The 26644-nt window shown below is 65.8% G+C and carries 24 protein-coding genes and 2 pseudogenes; 13 read left to right on the top strand and 13 right to left on the bottom strand.

Features of this window, described 5'->3' with window-relative positions; translation table 11 throughout:
- Positions 1-19: 19 nt before the first annotated feature.
- Positions 20-1810, bottom strand: coding sequence for a proline--tRNA ligase (locus tag OVO38_RS05385; protein WP_267207934.1), 1791 nt, complete (start codon positions 1808-1810; stop codon positions 20-22).
- A 31-nt stretch (positions 1811-1841) separates the two neighbouring features.
- Here OVO38_RS05385 and OVO38_RS05380 point away from each other — a divergent pair, with 31 nt between their 5' ends.
- Positions 1842-2543 (top strand): YaaA family protein, encoded by a 702-nt coding sequence (locus OVO38_RS05380; protein WP_267207933.1) that lies wholly within the window; start codon positions 1842-1844, stop codon positions 2541-2543.
- On the opposite strand, the gene OVO38_RS05375 is transcribed toward OVO38_RS05380, so the two are convergent.
- A complete protein-coding gene (locus OVO38_RS05375) occupies positions 2527-2817 on the bottom strand; it encodes a hypothetical protein (protein ID WP_267207932.1) in 291 nt (96 codons plus the stop codon). The genes OVO38_RS05380 and OVO38_RS05375 overlap by 17 nt on opposite strands.
- Before the next feature lie 124 nt (positions 2818-2941).
- Positions 2942-3454, bottom strand: a complete 513-nt coding sequence (locus OVO38_RS05370) for a hypothetical protein (protein ID WP_095545876.1) — start codon at positions 3452-3454, stop codon at positions 2942-2944.
- Between the two features lie 345 nt (positions 3455-3799).
- On the opposite strand from OVO38_RS05370, the gene OVO38_RS05365 reads away from it, so the two are divergent.
- From OVO38_RS05365 to OVO38_RS05340, 6 genes and pseudogenes are all read left to right on the top strand, one after another.
- Positions 3800-5452, top strand: a complete 1653-nt coding sequence (locus tag OVO38_RS05365) for an ATP-binding cassette domain-containing protein (RefSeq protein ID WP_095545877.1) — start codon at positions 3800-3802, stop codon at positions 5450-5452.
- Complete coding sequence (locus tag OVO38_RS05360) at positions 5449-6693, top strand: MFS transporter (protein WP_095545878.1); 1245 nt, start codon at positions 5449-5451, stop codon at positions 6691-6693. Before OVO38_RS05365 ends, OVO38_RS05360 begins: the two co-directional genes overlap by 4 nt.
- Positions 6690-7675: pseudogene (locus OVO38_RS05355) on the top strand (IS481 family transposase). The gene OVO38_RS05360 and the pseudogene OVO38_RS05355 overlap by 4 nt, the downstream one beginning before the upstream one ends.
- 306 nt (positions 7676-7981) lie before the next feature.
- Positions 7982-8710, top strand: coding sequence for a DUF1648 domain-containing protein (locus OVO38_RS05350; RefSeq protein WP_095545879.1), 729 nt, complete (start codon positions 7982-7984; stop codon positions 8708-8710).
- 11 nt (positions 8711-8721) lie between these two features.
- Positions 8722-9339, top strand: a complete 618-nt coding sequence (locus OVO38_RS05345; protein ID WP_095545880.1) for a thermonuclease family protein — start codon at positions 8722-8724, stop codon at positions 9337-9339.
- A 4-nt stretch (positions 9340-9343) separates the two neighbouring features.
- Positions 9344-10108 (top strand): NAD-dependent deacylase, encoded by a 765-nt coding sequence (locus OVO38_RS05340; protein ID WP_267207931.1) that lies wholly within the window; start codon positions 9344-9346, stop codon positions 10106-10108.
- On the opposite strand, the pseudogene OVO38_RS05335 reads toward OVO38_RS05340, so the two are convergent.
- The 4 genes and pseudogenes from OVO38_RS05335 to cobA all read right to left on the bottom strand — a co-directional run.
- Positions 10080-10307 (bottom strand): annotated as a pseudogene (locus OVO38_RS05335) (Txe/YoeB family addiction module toxin); the annotation flags it as partial. The gene OVO38_RS05340 and the pseudogene OVO38_RS05335 overlap by 29 nt on opposite strands.
- A gap of 27 nt (positions 10308-10334) precedes the next feature.
- Positions 10335-10586 carry a type II toxin-antitoxin system Phd/YefM family antitoxin gene (locus tag OVO38_RS05330; RefSeq protein ID WP_095553987.1) on the bottom strand — a complete coding sequence of 84 codons (252 nt, stop codon included), beginning with the start codon at positions 10584-10586 and terminating at the stop codon, positions 10335-10337.
- Between the two features lie 47 nt (positions 10587-10633).
- The gene (locus tag OVO38_RS05325) at positions 10634-11596 is read right to left on the bottom strand and encodes a class I SAM-dependent methyltransferase (protein WP_122086587.1); all 963 of its coding nucleotides are present in this window, start codon (positions 11594-11596) and stop codon (positions 10634-10636) included.
- Positions 11580-12320, bottom strand: coding sequence for a uroporphyrinogen-III C-methyltransferase (gene cobA / locus OVO38_RS05320; RefSeq protein ID WP_122086585.1), 741 nt, complete (start codon positions 12318-12320; stop codon positions 11580-11582). Before cobA ends, OVO38_RS05325 begins: the two co-directional genes overlap by 17 nt.
- A gap of 24 nt (positions 12321-12344) precedes the next feature.
- On the opposite strand from cobA, the gene OVO38_RS05315 reads away from it, so the two are divergent.
- Positions 12345-13598 (top strand): protein adenylyltransferase SelO family protein, encoded by a 1254-nt coding sequence (locus OVO38_RS05315; RefSeq protein WP_095547179.1) that lies wholly within the window; start codon positions 12345-12347, stop codon positions 13596-13598.
- Positions 13599-13630: 32 nt separating this feature from the next.
- Here OVO38_RS05315 and mqo read toward each other — a convergent pair whose 3' ends face one another.
- Positions 13631-15133 (bottom strand): malate dehydrogenase (quinone), encoded by a 1503-nt coding sequence (gene mqo, locus OVO38_RS05310; RefSeq protein ID WP_095547180.1) that lies wholly within the window; start codon positions 15131-15133, stop codon positions 13631-13633.
- A 196-nt stretch (positions 15134-15329) separates the two neighbouring features.
- Between mqo and OVO38_RS05305 the strand changes: the two genes are divergently transcribed.
- From OVO38_RS05305 to OVO38_RS05290, 4 genes are all read left to right on the top strand, one after another.
- Positions 15330-16388, top strand: coding sequence for an alpha/beta hydrolase (locus OVO38_RS05305; protein WP_240510470.1), 1059 nt, complete (start codon positions 15330-15332; stop codon positions 16386-16388).
- Between the two features lie 73 nt (positions 16389-16461).
- Complete coding sequence (gene mtr / locus OVO38_RS05300) at positions 16462-17883, top strand: mycothione reductase (protein WP_267207930.1); 1422 nt, start codon at positions 16462-16464, stop codon at positions 17881-17883.
- 326 nt (positions 17884-18209) lie between these two features.
- Positions 18210-18578: a hypothetical protein gene (locus tag OVO38_RS05295; RefSeq protein ID WP_095553981.1), complete on the top strand. Its 369-nt coding sequence runs from the start codon at positions 18210-18212 to the stop codon at positions 18576-18578.
- Between the two features lie 54 nt (positions 18579-18632).
- The gene (locus tag OVO38_RS05290; protein ID WP_095553980.1) at positions 18633-19094 is read left to right on the top strand and encodes a hypothetical protein; all 462 of its coding nucleotides are present in this window, start codon (positions 18633-18635) and stop codon (positions 19092-19094) included.
- A 268-nt stretch (positions 19095-19362) separates the two neighbouring features.
- On the opposite strand, the gene map is transcribed toward OVO38_RS05290, so the two are convergent.
- From map to dxr, 5 genes are all read right to left on the bottom strand, one after another.
- Positions 19363-20262 carry a type I methionyl aminopeptidase gene (gene map / locus OVO38_RS05285; protein ID WP_095536754.1) on the bottom strand — a complete coding sequence of 300 codons (900 nt, stop codon included), beginning with the start codon at positions 20260-20262 and terminating at the stop codon, positions 19363-19365.
- 52 nt (positions 20263-20314) lie between these two features.
- Entirely contained in the window at positions 20315-22126 is a 1812-nt protein-coding gene (locus tag OVO38_RS05280; protein ID WP_267207929.1) for a penicillin-binding transpeptidase domain-containing protein, read from the bottom strand.
- 62 nt (positions 22127-22188) lie between these two features.
- The gene (ispG, locus tag OVO38_RS05275; protein ID WP_095277430.1) at positions 22189-23349 is read right to left on the bottom strand and encodes a flavodoxin-dependent (E)-4-hydroxy-3-methylbut-2-enyl-diphosphate synthase; all 1161 of its coding nucleotides are present in this window, start codon (positions 23347-23349) and stop codon (positions 22189-22191) included.
- Positions 23350-23378: 29 nt separating this feature from the next.
- The gene (locus OVO38_RS05270) at positions 23379-24587 is read right to left on the bottom strand and encodes a M50 family metallopeptidase (protein WP_267207928.1); all 1209 of its coding nucleotides are present in this window, start codon (positions 24585-24587) and stop codon (positions 23379-23381) included.
- Positions 24588-24599: 12 nt separating this feature from the next.
- Entirely contained in the window at positions 24600-25766 is a 1167-nt protein-coding gene (dxr, locus tag OVO38_RS05265) for a 1-deoxy-D-xylulose-5-phosphate reductoisomerase (protein WP_267207927.1), read from the bottom strand.
- A gap of 229 nt (positions 25767-25995) precedes the next feature.
- On the opposite strand from dxr, the gene OVO38_RS05260 reads away from it, so the two are divergent.
- Positions 25996-26562, top strand: a complete 567-nt coding sequence (locus OVO38_RS05260) for a DUF2631 domain-containing protein (protein ID WP_267207926.1) — start codon at positions 25996-25998, stop codon at positions 26560-26562.
- Positions 26563-26644: the final 82 nt, after the last annotated feature.

The following is a 26644-nucleotide window of genomic DNA, read 5'->3' as shown; positions in this document are numbered from 1 at the left end:
CAGCCACGCCCGGAGGGCGCTACTGCGCCAGCTGCTCCGCGACCAGCTCGCGGACCTTCGCCACGATCTCGCCGGCCGGCACCTCGAGGGTTTCGCCGCCGCGGATGCGCAGCTCCACGTTGCCGTCGGCGAACGCGCGGCCCAGGATCACAATGAACGGCATGCCCAGGAGCTCGGCGTCCTTGAACTTCACGCCCGGGGAGACCTTGGGGCGATCGTCGAAAAGCACCTCGAGGCCCGCGTCCGAGAGCTCCGCGGCGATCTGATCGCCGGCCTCGAGCGCGGCCTTATCCTTGTTGGCCACTGCCACGTGTACCTGGTACGGCGCGATCGCGACCGGCCAGACCAAGCCCTTGTCGTCGTGGCGCTGTTCGGCCACGACCGCCATCATGCGGGACACGCCGATGCCGTAGGAGCCCATGGTCGGCACGGCGCGCTTGCCGTTCTCGTCCAGGATCTGGACGTCCATGGCCTCGGTGTACTTGCGGCCCAGCTGGAAGATGTGGCCCAGCTCGATGCCGCGCGCCAGCCGCACGGTGCCGTTGCCCTCCGGCGCCGGGTCGCCCTCGCGGACCTCGGCGGCCTCGACGAAGGCGTCGACGGTGAAGTCGCGGCCGGCGACCAGGCCCACCACGTGCTTCTGCGGGGCGTCCGCGCCGGTGATCCAGCTGGACCCCTCGACCACGCGCGGGTCCGCGAGCACGCGCACCCCGTTGGCCTGCAGCGCGCGCGGGCCGACGTAGCCCTTGACCAGGAAATCGGAGTTCTTGAAGTCTTCGTCGCTGGCCAGCTCGAAGGTTGCCGGCTCGAGGGCTGCCTCCAGGCGCTTCTCATCCAGCTCGCGGTCACCGGGCAGCAGGACGCCGGTGAGCTGCGGGCCGACCTTGTTGCCGTCCTCGTCCACCGCGCGGGGGTCGTCGACCTTGATCATCATGCACTTGAGGGTGTCAGAAGCTTGGGTGGGCGCGCCGTCGATAAGCACCTGCTCCTTGTTGGCCCACTCGACGAGCGCGTCGATGGTCTCGGCGGCCGGGGTGTCGTACTCCTTCGCCTCCGGCTGGCCCTCGATCGGGGTCGCGGCCGGCGGGACCGTGATGACGGCCTCCACGTTTGCGGCGTAGTCGCCCTCGGAGGAGACGACGAAGGTGTCCTCGCCGTTTTCGCTGTACGCGAGGAACTCCTCGGACGCCGAGCCGCCCATCGCGCCGGAGGTGGCCTTACAGATTTCGTAGCGGATGCCCACTCGGCCGAAGATGCGCTGGTAGGTCGCGCGGTGCTTCGCGTACGACGCGTCCAGGCCCTCGTCCGACATGTCGAAGGAGTAGCTGTCCTTCATCACAAACTCGCGGCCGCGCAGGATGCCGGCGCGCGGACGCGCCTCATCGCGGTACTTGGTCTGGATCTGGTACAGCGTGACCGGGAAGTCCTTGTAGCTGGAGTACAGGTCCTTGACCGTCTGCGTGAACATTTCCTCGTGCGTGGGTCCGAGCAGCATGTCGGCGCCCTTGCGGTCCTTGAGGCGGAACAGATCGTCGCCGTACTCGTCCCAGCGGTTGGTCGCTTCGTAGGGCTCCTTCGGCAGCAGCGCGGGGAAGAGCAGCTCCTGGCCGCCCATCGCGTCCATTTCCTCTCGCACGACGCCTTCGATCTTGCGCATCGTGCGCAGGCCCAGCGGCAGCCACGAGTACACGCCCGGCGCGGCACGGCGGATGTAGCCGGCGCGAACGAGCAGCTTGTGGCTGGGGACTTCGGCGTCGGCGGGGTCTTCGCGCAGGGTGCGCAGGAACAGCTGAGAGAGGCGTGTAATCATGGCGCTTATCCTAGCGCTAAGGTTGTGAGCCATGCTTATCGTCCTCCCGCCTTCAGAGACCAAGGCGCCCGGCGGCCAGGATGCGCCGATGAGCGTGTCCTTTCCGGCGCTCGACCCAATTCGCACCGGCCTCATTCGCGACCTCGCGGCGCTCCCGGTCGAGGAGATGATGGCCGAGCTGAAAATCCCCGCGTCGAAGCGCGCGGAGGCGGAGGAAAACCTGGGGTTGGCGCAGGCTCCTGTGATGCCTGCCATCTTCCGCTACACGGGCGTGCTTTTCGACGCCCTGTCCGCCCCCACTCTCCCCACCCCCTGCCTGGAGCGCTTGGCGGTGGGCTCCGCGCTCTTTGGCGTCGTGCGCGCTGGCGATATGATCCCCCGTTACCGGCTCTCCGGCGACGCCCGACTCGGCGGCGCCACGCTGAAGTCGCGCTGGGGCACCGCGATTACCGACGTCCTCGCAGACTTCCCCTTCGTTGTCGACCTCCGCTCCGGCACGTACCAGAAGCTCGGCCCCGTTCCCGGCGCTGCCACAGTGCGCGTCGAATCCGTGCAGCCCGACGGGTCGCGCAAGGTGGTCAGCCACTTCAACAAGCAGTACAAGGGCGAGCTCGCCCGAGCCCTCGCGCTTCACGACACCACCGTCACCTCCCCCGACGACGTCGCCCACGTTGCCGACGCCGCCGGCATGACCGCGGAGGTCAACGGTGCCGTGGTCACGCTGGTCGTGTGACATACAGTTCCGCGAGCTCGAGCATGCGGGTGACGGTGGCGAGGAACGCTGAGGCGTTCTCACGCAGCTGCTCGGGGGAGACGCGCACCACCAGGTAGCCGGCGTTCTGTAGGTGCTTCTCGCGCTCCCGTTCCTCGCGGATCGCCGTGTCGGTCGGGGCGAAGGTGGTCCCGTCGTATTTCTGCGCCCCAACGGTCTCGACGACGAGGCGGCCACGCAGCAAGTCCACGAAGTAGATTTTTGGGGAACCGCGATGCGCGCGTTGACCTGCCAACTGCCGAAGCCCGCCTGCACCAGGAGCGCGCGGGCATAGGACTCGTACGGCGACAGCGATTTATCAACCGCGTGCACGATAACGCGGTGCAGCGTCCCGATGCCGCGGAAAGGGCCCAGCCCGGCTACGGCCTCCCCTCGCGGAGCAGCCAGTCCATCGCAACGAGCCCTTCTGCGAAGCCGTGGCGCAGGGCGATCTCGAACACGGTTGTCATCAGGTCCGTCGTGCGGAGACGATCGAAGCTGCGAGGTGCAGCATTTCCTGGCGACCTATCCCGGTACACCACGCCCGACGGCCACTGCTTCCGAGAAGGTGCCTTCCCTCGCTGCGATACCAGCTCTACTTGTTCCGGCGTCGTCGCAATCACCCAGATACCGAGAATGCGCGCCGCCGATCGCCCGGACAACACGGCTTTCGGCACAGTACAACCGACCGCGTAAGCCGCCAGCCATCGTTTTTCGTGATAGCGCAGCTGCTTCCATTCAGCCACATTGATGAAAAAACGCGTTGAGACCTTACGAAACGCAGCCGGGCACCTGCGGTACGCGAGCCAATCTTGTTCGCACTTTCTGTCCATGAGCTTGTTCGCCAGCTCTTGCTTCCTCCCCGAATCCATACTGTTGTTTTTAGCAGACATCGCTTATTTCGTCTATCGGTTTGGGGTTGTGTGTTTCGGTGCGCTGCAAATGGCGCTAGCTCCATCTGGCTGCGCCGCCGACTCGCGACCAGGCGTTTTGGTCGCGGCGTCCTGCAAACGGAGCTAGCGCCATCCGGCTGTACTGACCGGGGACGTTAGTTGACTTGCGTGGCATCGCCCGGGCTCTGTATGCTCAGCCGCATGTACTCAGGAATCGCCTCGATGAAGCTGCGTTCCGTCCGCTGACGGCGGCGGGACCCCTTATGACCTCTCGTCTGCCGTCCTGTCCATCTGCCGGGCGGCCGCTTCGTGGTGCCCGGCTCCATGACGAGCTGAGAGTACGCAATGCCAACCACAGAACCTTTAAAGTCATGTGCCTGGATCGGGACATCCCAAGGGCCCGCTGCACACATCCGCGCTGAATCACTCCACCTGACACTCGGCGACAGGCCGCTGCTGAGGGAGACTGACGTCACCGTCTCCACCGGGTCGCGACTGGCGATCGTCGGCGACAACGGCCGGGGCAAGACCACCTTGCTCCATATACTGGCGGGGATCTTGAAACCAGACTCGGGAGTGGTGACCCGGGTGGGTTCCCTCGTCCTGGTCAAGCAGGACATGGCCACCGAGGGCGATCGCACGGTCGGTGACCTCATTGCCGAGGCGACCACCCAATCCAGAGCCGCACTGCAGGCCCTCGACGTGGCTACCGCGGCGCTGGCCGCGGGCGATGACGCGGCCGACGCCTATTCCGCCGCACTCGAGGCGGCCACGCGACTGGAAGCCTGGGATGCAGACCGCCGTGTTGACATCGCCCTGGCGGGCCTGAACGCCTGTAGCGACCGCGATCGGGTCCTGTCGACCTTGTCGGTCGGCCAGCGGTACCGGGTACGGCTGGCGGTCGCCCTCGGATCGTCCCCTGACCTGTTGCTGCTGGATGAGCCCACCAACCACCTGGACGCTGCAGGGCTGTCCTTCCTGACTGAGCGCCTGCGGGACCACCCCGGTGGCCTGGCCTTAGTCAGCCACGACCGCGCCCTGCTGCGCGATGTGGCGACCAGCTTCCTGGACCTCGACCCGACCCGCGATGGCCTTCCGCGCACCTACGCGGGCGGTTACGAGGGCTGGATCGAAGGGCGGCAACGAGAACGGGCCGCCTGGGAGCAAGACCATGCCGCCCAGGTCGCCCGGCATCAGGAACTGACCCGCGCCGCCGCCGACGCACGCTCCCGCCTGTCGCAAGGCGGTTGGCGACCCGACAAGGGAACGGGCAAGCACCAACGGGCCACGCGCGCTGCCGGGGTGGTCCAGGCTTTCAACCGCCGCATCGTGGACCTGGAGCGTCATCAGATCGACGTGCCAGAGCCACCGCTGCGGTTGGCATGGCCCATATCGACAGCGCGGACCGGTCAGAACATCGTCAACGGCTCCATGCTCACCGTGACTGGCCAGTTGACCACCCCGGTCTCGGTGGACATCAGCGGTGGAGACCGGTTGGTGGTCACCGGGCCGAACGGTGCTGGGAAGTCCACACTGTTGGGGCTTCTCGGTCGGCGACTGGCCCCAAGTACAGGTCAGCTGCGGGTGAACCCGAGGGTGCGCGTCGCCCTGTTGTCTCAAGAGGTCCCTGACTGGGACGACGCCCTCCCCGCACACGTGGTCTACGAGACGTACCTGGCCACGCAGGGCCGCCGATCACAGGCACCCTCCCTCGGCTCACTCGGGCTGCTTGAGCCCGCGGCAACCCGCACACTCGTGGGGCACCTGTCGCAAGGGCAACAACGCCGTCTCCATCTGGCCATGTGCCTGGCGGTGGACCCGGACTTGTTGCTCCTGGACGAGCCCACCAACCATCTGTCATCGAGCCTCGTCGACGACATCACCACCGAGCTCCTGCGTACCTCCTGCGCCACGATCGTCGCCACGCACGACCGGCAGATGCTCAACGACCTCACTGACTGGCCCCACCTCAGCCTTGCCCCAAAGGACCTGCCATGAACCCCCTTCGCCCCTTGTCCGTCCCCGGCTACCGACCGCTGTTTGCAGCGATGGTGCTCACCGTCTTCGCCCAGGGCGCCTGGGCCCTCTACTTAGCCATGCAGACCCTCGACCTGGGCGCCACGGCGGCCACTTTGTCGAGTGTCGTGGCGTGGAGCGGCATCGGCCTGCTCGCAGGATCCTTGCCCGCCGGGGTACTTGCGGATCGCGTCGCCAAGAAGTCCATCATCGTCGGCGTCCTCACTGTCAACCTCGCCGCCTCGACGACGACCTCCACCGCCGCCATCTTCGACGCGGCCACTTTCTGGATGCTGGCAGTGTCCGCGTTCGTCATCGGCGTCTCGACCGCCTTCTTCTTCCCGGCCTACACCGCGCTCGTGCCCGTCCTCGTGGGAAGCGACGACCTGATGGCCGTCAACGGGCTCGAAGGGACCACCCGGCCGCTGGTAGGACAGACCCTCGCCCCCGGCGTCGTCGGTGCCGTCATCGGCGCGAGCGTGCCCGCCGCGGGCGGGTACCTCATCGCCGGCGCGCTCGGACTCGCCCTGATCGCCGCCCTGCGGCTTCCTGCCCCTTGCTCAGCCGAGACCGACGCCGAAGCTCCGGCCACCTCTGCGCTGCGGGATCTGCTCGACGGGTTCGGCTACGTCGCCCGCACGCGCTGGGTTCGCTCCAGCGTGCTGTTGGCGGCCGCCATGGGCCTGGCCGTGACCGGCCCGCTGGATGTTCTCCTGCCCGCGCTCATACGCTCGACCCATGACAACGGTCCGGCTGTGTACGGAGTCGTCCTCGGAGCTCTGGGCGTCGGCGGTCTGGTGGGTTCCCTCGTCGCCGGCTCATGGCCCACCCCCTCACACTTCCTGCCCGTAATGGTCAGCGCATGGGCACTCGGCTGCCTTCCACTGGCCATCCCCGCGCTCACCAACAATCCGTGGATCATCAGCGCCGGACTCGCGGTCTACGGTGCGTCGATCGGAGTCGGGATGGTCATCTGGGGCACGGTCCTGCAGGAACACGTACCGCTGGAGATGCTCGGCCGAGTCGCCAGCCTCGACTTCTTCATCTCCATCGCCTTCATGCCACTGTCCATCGCACTCACCGGACTCCTCAGCCGACACATCGCCGCTGCCAGCTTGTTCATCGCCGCCGGACTCGTGCCGCTCGCCACGACGATCCTCCTTGCAGTCCTGGGGCAACTCCGAACGCCGCGGACGACGCCCGTCGCAGCAGGTGAGGAGTGATGCACGCCAACGCCACCCTGACACCTCGCCATCGGTTCAAGGTGACCCAGCTCGTCGTCGACGACGGTTGGCCCATCAGCGAAGTCGCCGCCCGCTTCCAGGTCTCCTGGCCGACCGTGAAGAGGTGGGTCGACCGCTATCGCGCCGGCGAGTCGATGCAGGATCGCTCGTCCCGACCGAAGACCTCACCGAACAAGACGGACAAGGCGACGACGAAGCGGTGCGTCAGCCTGCGGATACGGCTGCGTGAGGGCCCGTGCAGCTCGCCGCCCGACTCGGCATCGCGCCCTCGACCGTCCACCGCATCTTGGCCGGTGCCCGACTGAACCGGCTCTCCTACGTGGACCGCGAGACTGGCGAACCGATCCGCCGGTACGAACACCCCCACCCCGGCTCCCTGGTCCACGTGAACGTGAAGAAGCTCGGGAACATCCCCGGCGGCGGCGGCTGGCGCTACGTCGGCCGCCGCCAGGGCGACCACAACCGAACGGCGACACCGGGTAAGCCGAAGAGCAAGGGGCACAACCCCAGGCTCGGGTACGCGTTCGTGCACACCGTCATTGACGACCACTCCCGCGTCACGTACACCGAGTTCCACGCCGACGAGACCGCCGTCACCGCGGTCGGGGTCCTGCATCGGGCTGTGGCGTGGTTTGCCGATCGCGGCGTCGCCGTGGAGCGGGTGCTGTCCGACAACGGTGGCGCCTATCGCTCGCACCTATGGCGGGACACCCGCGAGGCCCTCTCGATCACCCCGAAGCGGACGCGCCCGTACCGGCCGCAGACCAACGGCGAGGTAGAGCGCTTCCACCGGACCATGGCCGACGGGTGGGCCTACGCCCGCTGCTACACCAGCGAGCAAGAACGACGCGACGCCCTGCCGGATTGGCTGCACCAGTACAACCAGCACCGCCCGCACACGGCCTGCGACAACCAGCCGCCGTTCTCACGATTGCTCAACGTCCCCGAGCAGTACATCTAGCCGACACACCGAACCGCGACCTGTGGTTTTAGCCGCGGCGGTCTACAAATGGCGCTAGCTCCATTTAGCCAAACCATCAACTCACGACCAGGCGTTTTGGTGGCGGCATCGTGCAAACGGAGCTAGCTCCGTTTAGCTGAACCGCCAACCCGCGCCAGGCGTTTTGGCCGCGGCTCTCCACAAACGGAGCTAGCGCCATCTGCCCGACACACCGACCCACCACCAGGGGTTTTCCAAACCCGCACCCCACATACGGAGCTAGCTCCGTCTGTCAGCCTCCACCGATTCCTCTGCTACGCTCGCCCCATGCAACCTCGCCACTACTACGCGGCCACCGCGTTTTTCTACCTCGCCACGCTGGCGTACGTATTGCTGCGATGGGACACCGTTCCGGATCCGATCCCGGTGCACTTCGATGGCTCCGGCAACGCGGACGGTTACACGCCGAAATCCTTCCTTGGCGCAACCGCCCTGGTGTGGATTGGCGCGGCTGTGTCCGTTGCTATTGCCTGCTGCGTACCGCCGCACGCCATGGTTCGTCGCACCACGGATGTACCGAGCACTTCCCCGGTCCCGTTTTCGGAGGCCAACGCGGCACGTGTCGAACTACTCACCGATAAGACGGCCACCTTCGTCTCCCAAACCATCTTCGGCATGGCGGTGTGCACGTGCCTGAGCGCGCTTTCGTCAGCCGGCCTCACGCCGTTCAACTGGCTGCTCCCCGCAGTCTGGATCGTGTTCACCATCGGCGTCGTGGTGCTCGCCATCGCGTTTACTGTCAGTGCCAGCAAGCAGGTCGAAGCACTCCCGACAGACCAAGACGAGCAGACCCGCAACGAGCACTTCCGCTACGCCGGCGGCATGGGCGTCTATAGCGAACCGCAGGATCCGGCACCGGTCGCGGTATTCCCCACCAACCCAAGCAAGCTCCAGATCAACACCGCGCACGAGCGGAGTCGCCGCTACCTGTGGCGGATGGGCATCGCGCTCGCGGCATCCATAGTGGCCTGCATCGTCTTCGCCGCCGTCATGTAAGCGAGACTGCTATGCGCCCGCTCCGCCTCATCGCCACGGTCCTCGCCGTCGCTGTCCTGACTGCCTGCCAGTTTCCCGGACAGGACCAGCCGACGGTGACCAAGATCGTCGACGGCGACACCCTCGACGTCGACCGCGACGGGGAGACCGTGCGCGTCCGCCTGCTCAACATCGACACTCCTGAACGGGGTGAGTGCCTCTACCAGAAGGCCACGGACCGCCTTACCGAGCTCGCCCCACCGGGCACCCGCGTGCGCCTCGAGCACGACGAGGAGCGCCAGGACCGCTACGGCCGCGAGCTTGCCGCTGTCTTCGCCGGCGAGATATTCGTCAACGAGCAGCTCGCCGCCGAGGGCTTGGCTCGCGCAGTCACCTACGAGCCGAATCACGCCTACACCACGCGCATGGAGTCCGCCCAGGCCCGCGCCCGCAGCGCCCACCTCGGCATGCACGCGGTGCCGACCGAGTGCTTGCTCCCCACCGATACGGCCCGTCGCGCGTACGAGCTCCACGAAGAGGATCCGCGGCACCAGGCGTTTTACCGCGACGTGATGCGCGACGCTGTCAACGCCACCCCCAACTTCACGTACAAAGGCCAGGCTCTGGAGTTCATCGACAGCCTAGACTAGGGCCATGGAGCAAATGCTTATCGACGCCCACGAGATCCTCACAGCAGCCAACCACGTCGAAGTCTTCACCGGCGCCGGCATGAGCGCCGACAGTGGCATCGCCACGTACCGGGATGCGGTAACTGGGGTGTGGGAGCGTGTGGATCCGGTGGCGATGGCGTCGATAAGCGCATGGCACGACGACCCGGAGACGATGTACGCCTGGTACCTCTGGCGGGCTCAGCTGTCGCAGCGCGCCGAGCCGAACGCCGGGCACCGGGCAATTGCGGCGGCGCGGGGCATGACGGTGACGACGCAGAACATCGACAACCTGCACGAACGAGCAGGTAGCGAGGATGTCGTGCACCTACACGGCTCGCTATTCGCCTTCCGTTGCACCGACTGCGACACCCCGTACGAGGAGCCGATCGCGCTGCCGGAGGAGCCGATCGAGCACATCGCGCCGCCGGAGTGCCCGGTGTGCGGCGGGCTCGTGCGCCCGGGCGTGGTCTGGTTCGGCGAAGCGCTGCCGCAGGACGAGTGGGCCGAGGCGGAGCGGCGCATGAAGACTGCGGATGCGCTGCTGATCGTCGGCACCTCTGGCGTGGTCTACCCCGCCGCGGGACTGCCGCTGATGGCGCACGCGCGCGAGATCCCGATCGTGGAGGTCACCCCGCAGCCGACGGACCTGTCGCACCTGGCCAGCGTGGTCGTGCCGGCGACGGCGGCGGAGGCGCTGCCGCAGATCTTGGAAGGGCGGATTAGTAGTGATACCGGGCTTGCAGAATAATGAGCGTTTCGCCTTCAAGGACGTAGACCAATCGATGCTCTTCGGTGATGCGACGTGACCACGCTCCGGAAATACCGTATTTCAGCGGCTCCGGCTAACCAATCCCCTCGAATGGATCACGCATCATGTCTTTGAGCAGTTGATTCACCCGTTTCAGGATCTTCCGATCCTTCTGCTGCCAGTCGAGGTAATCCTCCCAAGTGTATGGCGTTCAGGCGAGCTGCATTCATGCATCCAGGTCGATGTCATGCGCGACGGCTTGACCACTACGCGCCTGTTCGTTGGATTCCAAGAGCCGACGCGCGTTCGCTGGAGAGCGGAAGAGATACGCGGTCTCCACCCAGGAGGAATAGTCCTCCGCGGACATCAGCACCGCGTTACCGCTGCGGGAAACGATCTCGACCGCGTCCCGGTCTTGGTTCACCTTCTCAATGAGAGGGAACAGGGTTCGGCGCGCTTCCGAAGCACTGATAGACATTTTCCACCTCCAGCTTGTTGTACCACGTTACGGTACCTTGAATCGCCCTACCGAGCCCGCAGCACAGTAAACGTCGCGTCGCGAGCGACCTGCTCCACCTCGCCGAAACGGCGCTCCACCTCCCCGCGGTAGCGCAGGTGCGAGTTGTGCACCACGTACAGATCGCCGCCGGGGGCGAGCAGGCGCGCGCCGGCGTCGAGGAGGTGCTGGATGAGGGTGGCGTCGATGGTCGTGCCCGCGTGGAACGGCGGGTTGAGCGCAATGGTGTCGAAGGACGCGTCCGGCAGCTGCGAGCCGGCGTCGTCCCAGGTGGCCTCTAGGCCGATGGCGCGGGCAGAAAGGACCGCGTCTGCGTCAGAATCTGTGGCGACCGCGCCCTCGAAACCCCTGCTCACCGAGCCGTTGCCGCAACCGAGGTCCAGCAGGCGACCAGGCGCGTCGGGCAGGCACGAGCGCAGCAGCTCGCCGCCGCGGTCCGGCTTGGCGCCGGAGAAGACGCCGCCGATGGCTACCAACCCCCGCTGCGAAACTGGCTCGTACGTGACCTCGCGCGCCCCCGACGCCACCAGGCACCGGAACTTGCCGCGCCCCCGCGATCCGTGGACGTCATTGAAGGAATCTGCCAGCACCGAGTTCATGCCGCGAGAAAGGTGCTTGTTGTTCGCCCCGAGAACCAGGCGCGCCTCGGCGAAACCTGCGCCTGCGATGCTGCGGGCGAGGTAGCCCAGGCGGGCCAGGGACTTCGGCATCTCGCCGAGCCCGACCGCGACGTCGGCACCGGAACCCAGGCCGGCGAGCAGCTCGTCCAACCGCACGTCGCGAGCAATCTCCGCGCCGAGCGCCGACGCGGCCTGGCTGCGCGCATAGTCCGGGTCCAGAAACACCACGCGCGCGCCCACCTGCACGGCCTGACGCGTCAGATCCAAGGTCGGGTCGTGGCAGATAAGCAACGTATCCGGCGCACAATCGGCAAGCGCCGTGTCCCAGATCAGGCTATCCAGCGCTCGCAAGACCAGCGACCTCCCCAATCACGTACACGGCGGGCGAGGCGATCCCCTCGGACTCCATCGCATCAGCCAGCGTCGACGCGGTTGCGCGCACGACGCGCTGCGAGGCAGTCTCACCTTCCTGCACGGCCACCGCCGGCGTCGAAGGGGGAAGCCCCGCGCCCACCAGCGCCGCGGCGATTTCGCGGACGTGGCGCACGCCCATGATCACGCAGATGGACCCGCCAACCCGCGCGAGCGCCTCCCAATCCACCAGCGACTTCGGGTTCGACGGCGCGAGGTGCCCGGAAACCACCGTGAAGGAGTGCGTCACCCCGCGCTGGGTCACGGGCACACCCGCGGCTGCGGGTACTGAGATCGCGCTGGTCACGCCCGGCACCACTCGGCACGGCACCCCGGCGGCCGCGCACACCTGCAGCTCCTCGAAACCGCGGCCAAACACGTACGGGTCCCCGCCTTTCAGGCGAACGACGCGCTTGCCCGCCAGCGCGTGTTCCACCAGCAGTTCATTGGTACGTTCCTGGGCGACCTGTTTGCCGTAGGGGAGCTTGGAGACGTCGATAAGCTCCTTGCTCGACACGTCCAGGAACTCCTCAAGCTGGCTGGCGGGGCCGAGATGATCGGTGAGGATCACGTCGGCGGCTTCGAGCGCGCGCAGGCCGCGGATGGTCAGGAGGTCCCATTCGCCCGGGCCCCCTCCGACGAGTGTGACTTCTCCGATGCTCATGGGCCCCTAGTCTAGGCTGGGGCCATGGAACAGCCCACGCTTGCCCACACATTCGCCGACGCGCTGCCGGACATGGCAGTGCCCGTCCCAGGGACCCACTTTCCGGACGCGGAACTCATTGTGCTCAACGAACCTCACGCGCGCCAGCTCGGCCTCGACCCCGAGTGGCTGCGCAGTGACGACGGCGTCGCGTGGCTCGCAGGCTCCGCGGGCGGACACGCCACCGCATACTCGGGCCATCAGTTCGGCCAGTTCGTGCCAGTGCTTGGCGACGGTCGCGCGATGCTCCTCGGCGACATTAACGGCCGCGAGATACAGCTCAAGGGCTCCGGGCTCACCCCGTTCTCCCGCCCGGGCTCCGACGGGCTCGGCGCCATCGGCCCCATGCTCCGTGAGTACCTCGTCAGCGAATTCATGCACGCCATCGGCATAAAAACCACACGCGCGCTCGCAGTGATCCGCACCGGAGAGAAAGTCGTACGCCAACAAGGCCAGGTACCCGCGGGCATTGTGGTGCGCACCGCGTCCTCGCACCTGCGTGTCGGGTCGCTGCAGTACGCGGCGCAGAAGTCGCGCGACCTCGTCGCGGATGTCATCGCTGCTGCCGGGTTCGATGGCCCCGAACGCTTACTGGACACGGTCATCCATAAGCAGGTGGACCTGGTCAGCCGTTGGATGTCCGTCGGCTTTGTCCACGGCGTCATGAATACGGACAACGTCGCGCTCTCCGGCGAAACCATCGACTACGGGCCGTGCGCGTTTACGCAGCGCTTCGACGGCGCAGCAACCTTCTCCTCTATCGATGCGCAGCGGCGCTACGCATTTGGCAACCAACCCAGCATCCTGGCCTGGAACATGGTCCGCCTGGCGGAAACGCTGCTACCAGAGCTCGGCCAGGAGCGCGCACAGGAGCTCCTGTCCACGATGCAGACTCGTTGGGACGCAGCATGGAATACCTACGTGGGTGATGTAGCAGACGAGCTGGCGCTGGCCGAAGACATCACCACCTTTAACCGAAAAATCGGGATGGTCTTCGGCGGGCCCAGCGCGTTTGAGTATGGCGACGCCCCCGATGGCTCCCCCTACCCTGGGCCTATCTATATCCCGCGCAACCACATGCTCCAGGACGCAATCAACGCCGCGGAGCGCGACGGCGACTTCGGCGCCTACCTCGCCTTGCTTGCCGCAGTGACAGACCCTTACAACCCTGATGCCGGCGAGGAGTGGATGGCCCAACCGGAAAAGCCGGGGCCGTTCCGTACCTTCTGCGGTACGTAAACGGCCCCGGCCGGGTCACGCCGGTGGGGTGACTACTTCTTGTCCTCGAGCTTCAGCGTCTTCTCGGTCCAGGCCCACTGCTTGTCGTAGGCCTCCTTGTTGTCCTTGAGGGACTTGCCGTAGGTGGGGAACATCTCGTGGAGCTCCTCGCGCCACTCGATCATCCGCTCACCGAAGCAGCGCTCGAGCAGCTCGAGCATCGCGGACGGGGTGATGGATGCGCCCGGGGACGCACCGAGGATGCCGGCGATGGAGCCGGACTGGTCGTTGACCAGCGCCGTGCCGAACTCGAGGGAGCCGAAGGATGGTGCCGGCGCGGGCTTGATCACCTGCACGCGCTGGCCCGCGACGACGACCTCCCAGTCCTTCGGGTCGGCCTCCGGGTAGTACTCGTGCAGGACGTCCATCTTGCCGTCGAAGTCGCGGAAGACCTCCTCCACCAGGTACTTGACCAGGCCGAAGTTGGTGGCCGCAACGCCCAGGTAGGACGGGATGTTGTCCGGGCGGATGGACTTGAACAGGTCCAGGTACGAGCCCTTCTTCAGGAACTTCGGGGTCCAGCCGCCGTACGGGCCGAAGAGCAGAGACTCCTCGCCGTCAATGACGCGCAGGTCCAGGTGCGGCACGGACATCGGCGGGGCACCGACCTTCGCCTTGCCGTAGACCTTTGCCTTGTGCTGGGCGACGAGCTCCTGGTTGGTGGTGCGCAGCCACATGCCAGAGATGGGGAAGCCGGCGTAGCCGCGGACCTCGGGCACGCCCGCCTTGCGCAGCAGGTCCAGGGCGTATCCGCCCGCGCCGACGAAGACGAAGCGCGCGCGGGTGACCTTCTTGTCACCCGTGTGCACGTTGCGCACGGTGACCTTCCAGAAGTTGCCCTCGCGCTTGAGGTTGGTCACCTCGTGACCGTAGCGGATTTCGGTGCCCGCCTGGGTGGCTGCGTCGAAGAACTGGTTGCACAGCGCGCCGTAGTTGATGTCCGTACCCGCGTCGGTCCAGGAGATCGCGACGGGCTCGGCATCAAAGTCGCGGCCCTTGGCCATCAGCGGCAGTTTCTCGGCGAACACGTCCTGGTCGTCGGTGAACTGCATGTTGGGGAACATGTGGTTTGCAGATAGCGCGTCGTAGCGGCGACGCAGGTAGTCAATCTGGTCGTCGCCCTGCGCGAAGGAGACGTGCGGGACCGGGTTGATGAACTCGCTCGGATCGCCCAGCACGCCGTGCTCGATCTGGTGGGACCAGAACTGGCGGGAGACCTGGAACTTCTCATTAATCGCCATCGCCTTGGAGACGTCGATGCGGCCGTTCTTCTCCGGCGTGTAGTTCAGCTCGCACAGCGCGGAGTGGCCGGTGCCGGCGTTGTTCAGCGCGTAGGAGGACTCCTGCGCAGGCCCCTCGAGGCGCTCGTAGATCACCTGGGTCCAGTTTGGCTCGAGCTGGCGGAGCATAGCGCCGAGTGTCGCGGACATGATACCGGTGCCGATGAGGAGGACGTCCACCTCATCGTCGTAGCGGTTGGCTGCTGTATCAGACATCGTGATTTCCCTCATTCACTGTGTATTCATTGCGAGTGCACCTCGCCTTCACGTCACCCATCCACAATACGCCAGTTGCCTCCGCCATTGTCCACCCATACCCCCGGATAATGGTACGATGTTTGGCCTGCGTGGCACGGCTTTCACGCTTCTCGACGCCACCGTGCACCCCACCCCCTTCGCTAGGATCAGTGACATGACAAAGACCCCGGAGAACACCCCCGCAGGCGCTTGGGACGGCGTGACGTCGACAAGCATGAGCCCCGACTGGTACCCCGACGTGCTCGGTGACGGATTTGAATCCGCGTTCCTCCCGCAGGGCAAGGACCCTGATACCGGGAAGGGCACGCGCGCCACCATTGTGCGAACGAGCCTCAATGCGGACGCGGTTGATCCGACAAAACCCGCGATCCTCTGGGTACACGGGATGAGCGACTACTTCTTCCAGACTCACGTCGCCGAGGAATTCACCGCCGCCGGGTACGCCTTTTACGCCATCGACCTGCGCAGGTGCGGGCGCTCGCGGCAGAACGGCGAGTACTGGCACTACACCGAGGACCTTGCCAACTACTTCCCCGAGCTCACGGACGCGCTGCACGTCATCGTCGGCGAGCGCGGCCAGGGCGCGAAGGTCGTCCCCCTCGCACACTCCGCCGGCGGGCTGATCACCTCGCTGTGGGCGGACTGGCTGCGCCGGGAGCGACCCGCAGACCACGCGCGGCTGGCGGGCCTGATACTCAACAGCCCATGGATTGACATGCAGTTCTCTCCCCTGCTGGTCAAGACGGTCAAGCCGGTCCTCAAGGTGGGCGGCGGCGTGCTCCCGCGCGTGCCTTTGCCGGGAGGGTCCCTCTCCACCTACGGCGAGTCGCTGCACGTGGACCACAACGGCGAGTGGGACTTCAATACGAAGTGGAAGCCGTTAGGCGGGCACACGAAGTACGCGGGCTGGCTCAAGGCGATTGTGGACGGCCAGGAGCGGATCCACGCCGACGACGTGGATACCGGAGTCCCGCTGCTCACCCTTGTTTCCTCCCACTCCTACCTGGGCAAGGAGTACTCCCCCGCCGCGGACACTGCCGATACGGTGCTGGACGTCGACCAGATCCGCACGTGGGCGCCGCACCTTGCTCAGGACTGCGTGATCGCCACCATCGACGGGGCGCGTCACGACGTCTTCCTGTCCGGGAAATACGCTCGCGAGTCCGCGTTCAAGGCGTGTACCTCCTGGTTGGACGAGCTGCCGCACCGCTAAGCCGCCCCAAAACGCCTCTCAAATCCCAATTGTCCCAAACTCAACATAGACGTATATATAGAGGAGTCATCGCATGACCGATCAGCACACCGAGCACACCGAGCACACCGAGCACTATGACCTCATCATCGTCGGCGCCGGCTCCGGCAACAGCGTGCTCACGCCGGACTTCGACGACAAAAAAGTCGCCATCGTGGAAGAGGGCACGTTTGGTGGCACCTGCCTCAACGTCGGCTGCATTCCGACGAAGATGTTCGTCCTTGCCGCCGATACTGCACTCCAGGCCCGCGAGGCCGATCGCCTCAACGTGGATCTGGAATATCGCGGTGCCGACTGGAAGGCCATCCAGCAGCGCGTCTTCGGGGATCGCGTGGACCAGATCGCGGCCGGCGGCGAAGCATACCGACGCGGCGACGAGTGCCCGAACGTGACCGTGTACGACATGCACGCACGGTTCGTGGGGCCGAAGACGTTGGTGACGGGGCAAGGGGGCGCAGAGAAGCGAATCAGCGCCGACACAATCATCCTGGCCGTCGGCGCGCGTCCGTTCATCCCCGAGTGGGCCGAGGGCGTGCCGTTCCACACGAACGAGGACATCATGCGCCTGCCGGAGCTGCCGAAGTCGCTCACGATCGTGGGCGGTGGCTTCATCGCCATGGAGTTCGCGCACATCTTTGACGCGCTTGGCTGCGAGGTGACCATCGTGAATCGCTCGCCGCTCATGCGCGCGCTCGACGCCGACATCCACGAGCGCTTCAACGCACTTGCCACCGAGCGCTTCACCACCCACATCGGCCGTACCGTCACGTCCGCACGCGGCGACGAGCACTCGGTGGAGCTCACGCTTGACGACGCCACCGCCATCACCTCCGAGGCCCTCCTCATCGCCACCGGGCGTGTGCCCAACGGTGACCGACTCGACGCCGCCGCCGGTGGCGTCGAGGTCCGCGAGGACGGGCGCATCGCGGTTGACGAGTACGGCCGAACCACCGCCGACGGCGTCTGGGCTCTCGGCGATGCCTCTTCCCCGTACCAGCTCAAGCACGTGGCCAACGCGGAGCAGCGCGCGGTGACCCACAACGTCATTGCAGCGATGAAGGGTTCCGACGACTTCGTGCCGATGCCGCACCAGCACGTACCTTACGCCGTGTTCACGCACCCGCAGATCGCGTCGGTGGGCCTGACCGAGCGGGAAGCTCGCGACGCCGGACACGAGGTCACCGTCAAGGTCCAGAATTACGGCGATGTGGCCTACGGCTGGGCACTCGAGGACACGACCGGTGTGGTGAAGCTCGTCGCCGACCGCCAGTCTGGCAAACTCCTGGGAGCTCACCTCATCGGACCGCAGGCCTCCACCCTGATCCAGCAATTGGTCACCATCATGGCGTTTGACCTGGACTTGCGTGAAATTCCGCGCCGCCAGTACTGGATCCACCCGGCGTTGCCGGAAGTGGTGGAGAATGCGCTTTTGGGCCTCGACCTGGACTTTTACTAATTTTAGACCGTTCGTCCACCCCCGTTGTGGGGGATGTAACACTTTTCCAGGAAAACATAGAATCGAGCAGCAAAAACCCACGTCAGATAATGGTTGTGTAACAGGAACCCCAAAAGCCACGATACGAGAGGCCCCATTTTCACGTTTCTTGAAATTTTTTCGCGGTTCACTTGTGCATTCATGCCGTCTATCCATTAGTGTGGTTTTTCGACACCGGGATCCGAGTCCATCGGGCTTGTCATTCGGTCCTAGGAGCTTTGGCCCCTGGATTTTCTCCGTTAATCCCCGGACGTCTTGCAAGTACTATCAGAGAAGGATTTCGTTTCATGCGTAATTTCCGTAAGGCAGCCCTCGCAGGCGCAACCGCAGTCGCCCTGGCTTTCGGCTCCACCACCATTGCCGCAGCTGAAGAGACTGCCGCCCCGGAGACCAACAACCAGACCCCGGCAGACGCCCAGAAGCCGTCCGCTTCCACCAAGATCGGCGCTTCCCTCGACGCCTACGACAAGGACGGCAACGCTATTGGCGCCGACGGCGAGGCCATCTTCGGCTCCGACAAGACCGGCTTCGGCGAGCAGCCGGGTTGGGCAAAGGCTTTCTACGCCACGACCATCTTCGCCGCTGTCTCCGCACTGGTCGGCCTGGTTGTCGGCCCAGCCTACAACTTCGTTGTCCACGGCCTCCCGAACATGTAAGTCGCGGAATTCCGCACACAACAACTAACGACTTTCTCGAAAGAAGGAACATCAATGCGTAACTTCCGCACCGCAGCAGTTGCTTCCGCAACCGCACTGACCGTCGCTTTCGGTGGCGTCGCTGTCGCCTCCGCTGAGACCACGGAGACCCCGGCGACCACCGAGGCTTCCTACGTAAAGCCGGCCGTCCGCCCGAAGGCCGAGACCGAGAACAAGGACAACTCCGTCGCATTCAAGGGCTTCGACGGCCGCGAGGGCGACAAGTCCTTCAACGAGTCCATCTCCGACGGCACCGAGGGCCTCTTCAACGGCAAGGGTTCCTCCCACTACGTCAACGATGCGGATAAGCCGTTCTACGGCGTTGACGCATTCGGCAAGGAGAAGAACGCCGAGGCTCTCCCGCAGTGGGCTCGCATCTGGATCGACGGCACCATCGTCTCCGCGATCGGCGCTCTCGTTGGCCTGGTCATCGCAGGCTTCAACTTCGCTTCCTACAACGGCCTGATCAAGCTGTAAGAAGCACTGCTCAGGGCCTCGGGTCCTAGCATAGAATTACCTCCCCACCGTCTCGGTGCGGGAGGTTTTTTCGTGTGCTTTGGGGGGGTTGTCTCAGCTGCCTGGAACACGAACGTTTTGTCCGCTCCCGTGCATGGCGCTAGCTCCAAGTACGAACTACCGCGGAGGAAACCCCAGGTCGTGGTGTTCCCCGCCGACCACATGGAGCTAGCGCCATGTGCAAAGCCGCGCCGTCAAGATCAAGACGCGGCCACGGAGAAGAACCAACCTAGCTCCCCAGCATGAGCTGACCGGCGGCGTACTGCTCGTCCGGGATGGTGAGGATCTCGTTGCCGTCGTCGGTGATCACCAGGGTGTGCTCGAACTGCGCCGTGAATTCCCCGTCTCGGTTCTGCACCGTCCAGCCGTCGTCCCAGATGTCGTATTCGAGCCCTCCGAGGTTGATCATCGGCTCCACGGTGAGCGTCATTCCCGGCTCCAGCACATCACGGTACGTATCGGAGTCGTAGTGCAGCACAACCAGACCGTTGTGGAAGGTAGTGCCCACACCGTGACCGGTAAAGTCCGTGACCACGTTGTAGCCGAAGCGCTGCGCGTAGGACTCGATCACGCGGCCGATCACGTTGATCTCGCGGCCAGGCTTTGCCGCCTTGATGCCGCGCATCGTCGCCTTGTACGTACGCTCGACCAGGTCCCGGTGTTCCTGCGACACCTCACCAGCGAGGAAGGTCGCATTCGTATCCCCGTGCACTCCGTTCTTGTACGCCGTGACATCGATGTTAACGATGTCGCCTTCCTCAATCACCGTCGTATCCGGAATCCCGTGGCACACGATCTCATTCAGCGACACGCAGCAGGACTTGGTAAACCCGCGGTACCCCAGCGTCGACGGGTACGCGCCGTGGTCACACATGAACTCGTGCGCAATCCGGTCGATCTCATCGGTAGTCACCCCAGGCTCCACCGCCGCGCCAGCCACAGCAAGCGCGTTCGCCGCAATTTTCGACGCCTCGCGCATACGCTCCACAGTCTCAGCCGTCTGCACGAGCGGCTCGCCCACGTTCTCCTGAACGTCGTCCTTCCACGCGTACTCCGGACGCTCGATGTCCTTGGGCACCTTGCGGATCGGTGTCTGCTTTCCTGGCTTCAACTTTCCTCTTGCACTCATGCGCCCCATGGTAGTCCCCAAGTGCGCAAACCCCGATTCGCGCCGACCCGCGTTACGGGTTGAGGTTGTGCAGCATCCGGTCGGTCACCGCGACCGCCGCTTCGGAGCCTCCGCCAAGCACGATGAGGGTGGCAAAGGCGATGTCATCATCGGCCCTGTACCCGGCGAACCAGGAGTGTGAGCCGCCGTTAATCTCCGCCTCACCGGTCTTCCCGCGTATATCCCCGCCGGCGGTCATCCCCGTCGCCGTACCGCCCGGGGCCGTCACGGCCGCCATCATCTGCTGTAGCTGAGCGGCGACTTCCGGAGCCATCGGGCCCACCTGGCCGTCCACTTCCGTTTCCTTCCCCTGGATGAGGAACGGGACCGGCATCTGCCCGTGCGCAGCCGTGGCCGCAACCAGAGCCATGCCGAAGGGGCTCGCCAGATCCAAGCCCTGGCCGTAGCCGGACTCGGTACGGTCCAACGGCTCCTCGCCCTCGGGGATCGACCCAGTGATGGTGTCCAGCCCCGGAATGTTCATGTCCAGCCCGAGCCCGAACTGCTTGCCCGTCTCCTGCAGCTCTCCGGGGGCAAGCTGGGTCGAAATATCGGCAAACGAGGTGTTACAGGAGTGCGCGAACGCGGACTCCAACGAGACGTTGCCCAGGCTGAACCCGGCGTAGTTGGTAACGGTCCTCCCGAACAGGTTCATCGTGCCCGGGCACGGAACCGTTGAACCGGGATTCAGACCCTGCCGCTCCATCCCCGCGGCCGCAGTAATGATCTTGAACGTCGAACCCGGCGGGTACTGCCCCATCGTCGCGACGTTACCGTCCGCGTCGGCAGCGGGGGTCTGAGCCACAGCCAGGATGCCGCCGGTGGACGGGCGGATAGCCACGATCGTCGCCTGCTGGCCCGCAACCGGCTCCAGCGCAGACTCGGCTGCCTGCTGCACCCGGTGGTCCAGGCTGATGTGCACGGCGGGCGCAGGCGCGGCGTCTTCGCGCTCCAGCTCCTCGTAGGCCGCCCCGTTCTCGTTCACCACGCTCACGTTCCAACCCGCGTCGCCCTCAAGGTCGTCGCGGACCAGCTGGCCGACCCGCGCCATGATGTCCGGGGCGAACGCGGGGTCGGCGTTGACCATCGACGCCTCTTCGTTCAGCCGCACCCCAGGGATGCCGTTGAGCTCGTGCTCCACGACCCCCTTCGCGGCCTGGGGGATCATGGCGGCGGAGTAGACGCCACCTGCGCCTTCGAGTTCGTTGGTGAGCTCGCCGGCGTCGCGAAGCGGCACCGCGCGATCCGCCTCGTGGCCCGCGGCGAGGGCCTGAGAGATCTTGAACGCGGTGTCGGGCACGGAGCCGATCGCGTCCTTGTCCACCAAAAGGCGGTAGGCAACGCCGGGGCGCAGGAGCTCGACGCCGTCGGCAGACACGACGCTCGCCTCCTTCGGCGTGATCGAGCGCAGCTCCAGGTGCTGGTTGGCGCCAAGGCGCGGGTGAAGGACGCTCGGCTGCCAACGCACCTGCCAGTTCTCACCCGACTGCGTGAGCGTCATCTGGCCGTCGTAGTTGAGCTCGCGGCCGCGGGGCAGCTTCCAGTTCATGGAGTAGTTGGCCGTGGCGAGGTTTTCTGTCTGGCTCACGCTGGTTATCCGGGCGTCGAGCGCCTCGGCCTGGAGGCCGTCCCAATTCTCGTTGATGGAGGTGGCGGCGGTCGAGGGGTCGTCGACAAGCGCATCGAGCTCCCCCACCTCGCGGGACGCGATCGCTTCGAGCATCTCCTGCGCCACGGGTTGCGCATCGTTGGGGCGCGGGGTGCATGCGGCGAGCGCGGTGGTAAGTACAGCCGCGCCCGTGAGCAGGGCGAGGAGTCGTTGCATGGGATAAAAATAGCAGCGCCGGGCACTCGCCCGACGCTGCCACGCTCACAGCAAGCTTCGGTCTAGTTAGTGACCTTGACCTCGGCGCCGCCGTCGCCCTTCTCCATGCCCTCTTCCTCCGCGATTCGGTTCGCGTGGCGGATCAGGGTCTCCACGATGTCGGCCTCGGGGACGGTCTCCACGACCTCGCCCTTGACAAAGATCTGGCCCTTGCCGTTGCCGGAGGCGACGCCCAGGTCGGCGTCGCGAGCCTCACCCGGACCGTTGACAACGCACCCCATCACGGCGACGCGCAGCGGGTACTCCAGGTTCTCCAGACCCGCGGTGACCTCCTCGGCAAGCTTGTACACGTCCACCTGCGCGCGGCCGCACGACGGGCAGGACACGATCTCCAGCTTACGGGGGCGCAGGTTGAGCGACTGCAGGATCTGGTCGCCCACCTTGATCTCCTCCACCGGGTCGGCGGAGAGGGACACACGAATGGTGTCGCCGATGCCCTGCGAGAGCAGCGCGCCGAACGCGACGGAGGACTTGATGGTGCCCATGAACTTCGGGCCTGCCTCGGTCACGCCGAGGTGCAGCGGGTAATCGGTCTTCTCCGCCAGCTGACGGTACGCCTCTACCATCAGCACCGGGTCGGAGTGCTTGACAGAGATGGCGATGTCGCCGAAGCCGTACTCCTCGAACAGGCCGGCCTCGTAAATCGCCGACTCGACGAGCGCCTCCGGGGTGGCCTTGCCGTACTTCTCCAGCAGGCGCTTGTCCAGCGAACCGCCGTTGACACCGATGCGGATCGGAATCCCGGCCTCGCCCGCCGCCTTCGCCACCTCCTTCACACGGCCGTCGAACTCCTTGATGTTGCCCGGGTTCACGCGGACCGCAGCGCAACCGGCATCAATGGCGGCGAAAATGTACTTGGGCTGGAAGTGGATGTCCGCGATCACCGGGATCGGGGACTTCGCCGCAATGGCCGGCAGCGCGTCCGCGTCCACCGTCTTCGGGCACGCCACGCGGACGATGTCACAACCGGTGGTGGTCAGCTGCGCGATCTGCTGCAGCGTCGCGTTAATGTCGTGCGTCTTCGTCGTGGTCATGGACTGCACCGAGATCGGGTGCTCGGAGCCCACGCCCACGTTCCCCACCATCAGCTGGCGGGTCTTGCGTCGCTCCGCCAGGGTCGGTGGCGGGCCTTCAGGAATACCTAATCCGATGGGGAGATTCATAGTGCCCAACTCTAGCACCGCACGCAAGCTCAGCCAGCGAGGCGGATCGGGTTCACCACGTCCGCGGCCATGACGAAGAGCCCCACCACAAGCAGCGCCGCAGCCATGGCGTACGTCACTGGCATCAGCTTCTCGTAGTCCGCCGGACCGCCGGGTCCGAGCCCGCGCAGCCTGCGGACGAGGTCGCGCACCTTTTCATACAGCACCACCGCGATGTGCCCGCCGTCCAGCGGAGGCAGCGGCACGAGGTTAAACAGGGCGAGGAAGAAGTTCATGCTGGCCAACATCATCCAGAACATGGACCACAGGTCCTGCTGGACCAGCTCACCGCCAGCGCGGGAGGCGCCGATCACGCTGACTGGGCCGTTGACGTCGCGCTCCGCGCCGAAGATGGATGCCACGACGCCCGGGATCTTGCTCGGGAACGCGAGAATGCCATCGACGGTTGCGTGCAACATTTGACCGGTAAATTTCGCGGTCGCCGGGACCGCCTCAATCGGCCCGAACTGGCGCATCGCGTCCGCGACCGGCGCACTCGTCACACCGATCGCGCCCGCGTCAAACTCCTGCCCACTGGCGGGGTCGATGCGCGTCACGCGCGCAACGGGCACGTCGACGGTCAGCTCCGTGCCGTCGCGGAGGACGTCAAGCGCCACCGTTTCGCCGGGTCGCTCCATGACGTAATCGCGCACTTCCGTAAACGCGACGATGTCCTGGCCGTTGACAGCCAGCAGCTTGTCCCCCGGGCGGAGGCCGGCTTGCGCGGCGGGGCCGTCGCCCTCACACGGGGCGAGTGTCTCCGCGTCGATCTGGTCGGAGGTGCACGACAGCTCACCCACCGTGGGCGTGCGATCCGCGTACGGGTTCGGGATGGCGGCGAGAACGGCCACGAAGTAGGTGATGATGACGCCGATGAACAGGTTCATTACGATGCCGCCGGCCATCACCGCCACACGCTGCCACCACGGCTTTTTGTACATGGCCAGCGGGGCCTCGTCCGGGGCTAGCTCGTCCTGCGCGGTCATGCCGGCGATGTCGCAAAAGCCGCCGAACGGCAGGGCGGCTACGCCGTACTCAGTGTGCCCGCGGGTGACCGACCACACCGTCGGCCCGAAACCGATGAAGTAGCGGCGCACGCGCATTCCGAAGCCGCGGGCCACCGCCATATGCCCCGCCTCATGAAGCGCAATCGACACAGCAATGCCGAGCGCAAACAGGACGACACCAATGATGCCCATGGGCGTTCCCTCTTACTGTTTGCGCGCAAGCGCGTCCGCGGTTTCCGCCGCGCTCCGGCGAGCCTGCGCATCCACCTCGAGGATCTCCTCGACGCTCGTCGGGGTGTGCGCATAGCTGCCCGCGGCGTCAAGCACGGCGTCGATCGTGTCCACGATCTGCGGGAAGCGGATCCTCCCATCAAAGAACGCGTCGACGGCCACCTCGTTCGCGGCGTTGTAGATCGCCGGGTACGGGTCGCCGGCGCTCGCCACCTGGCGCGCAAGCTCCACTGCCGGGAACGCCTCGTTGTTCAGCGGCTCGAAGGTCCACTCCGACGCGGTTGTGAAGTCCAGCGAGGGCTGCGCGCCCGCGACGCGGCCGGGCCACGCGAGGGCGTGCGCGATCGGCATCTTCATCGACGGCGGCGAGGCTTGCGCGATCGTCGCGCCGTCGATGAAGGTGACCATGGAGTGGACGATGGATTGGGGGTGGACGGTGACGTCGATAAGCGATGGCTCCACGTCAAAGAGCAGGGACGCCTCGATGAGCTCGAGCCCTTTGTTCACCATGGTTGCGGAATTGATCGTGTTCATCGTGCCCATCGACCAGGTGGGGTGGGTGACGGCCTGTTCCGGCGTGACGCCCCACATCTGCTCGCGAGTCTGGCCGCGGAACGGGCCGCCGGATGCTGTGAGCACGAAACGGGCGACCTCGTCTCGGCGGCCCGCGCGCAGTGCCTGCGCCATCGCGGAGTGCTCCGAATCCACCGGCACCAGCGCGCCCGGCTTCGCCTCCCGCAGCACGACCTGGCCGCCGGCCACGAGCGATTCCTTGTTTGCCAACGCCAGCACGGCGTCGCTGCGCAGGGCAGCGATTGTCGACGCCAACCCCGCCGCCCCAACAAGCGCGTTGAGCACCACGTCCGCGGCTTGTGATTCGGTGAGCTGCCGGGCCGCGTCCTCACCGGTCAGCACGGCGCCGCCGAGGGCCCGACCGACCTGCGCCGCGGCGTCCTCGCGCTGGACAGCGACTTGGCCGGGCTGGAGCCCAAACGCCTTCGCCTGCGTGATGATCGCCTGCGGGTCGCGTCCGCCGGCGGCGATGCCGACCACCTGGAAGGCGTCGCGGTTGTCCTGAATAACCTCGCACGCCTGGGTGCCAATTGATCCGGTTGAGCCGAGAATGACAATTCGTTTCACCCCGCCATTGTTGCACGCCCCGGTGCGGCCGCTCGACGGGTGGACCGACGGCGGGCAGATCGGACGAAAGTTTGCACCTATTAGGGGTACAAAGTCACCGATTGCCACGGAAGTATGACAATATAGTCCACAGAATTGTTTCCTGCTCCGGCTGCGATTCCGTTTGCGCTGCGCAAAGCGCACTGCGGAAGGGCGCGGGCCGAAGCATTTAGCGCTGACTTGAAGGAGTATGGCAGTGGCCCACGCGAACGAAAAGGCACCTGAGGTGTACAACGGCGTTTCCGAGGCAGACGTCCCGTCTGCACGCTTCGGTTGGAGCGAGCAGAGCCGCGGCACGATCCAGGCCGCCGGTTGGGTGTCCGTTCTGGTGCTCATCGCCTACAACTTTGGTAACCACAAGGGCCACGTTGAGACCATCTGGCTCATCGCCATTGCCGTCCTCATCGCCCTGGGTCTGATCCTGCACGCGACGCAGCCGAAGCTGAACCAGAAGCGCACCGTCACCGCCCACAACAAGCCGCAGGGCCACGTCGAACCGGACTGGTGCTACGACCAGAAGACCCTGTCCGGCGCGTACGCCAACCTGGACGAGCGTCAGCTGCGCGCCCTGAACATCGACCCGGCCCGCATCCAGCACCTGCGCGTACCGCAGCAGGCCGTTGCCGCCGGTGACCGCCACGCCACCGCGGCCGGCTCCGCATCCGTGCGCAAGGACGGCGCCGTCCACGTGAACCGCGCGGACCACGACGTCGAGGTTGTCGAGGTCACCCCGCGCGGCAAGCACGCCGCGCAGTAGCCGCAACAAGGCAAAGGGCCGATCCCGGGAGACGGGATCGGCCCCTTTTATGCTCGGATTGCGGGCGGTCAGCCTCCTAGCG

The organism is Corynebacterium sp. Marseille-P8863 (assembly GCF_946902955.1).
GTDB lineage: Bacteria > Actinomycetota > Actinomycetes > Mycobacteriales > Mycobacteriaceae > Corynebacterium > Corynebacterium gottingense.
This window is presented reverse-complemented; position numbering and strand designations above follow the sequence as displayed.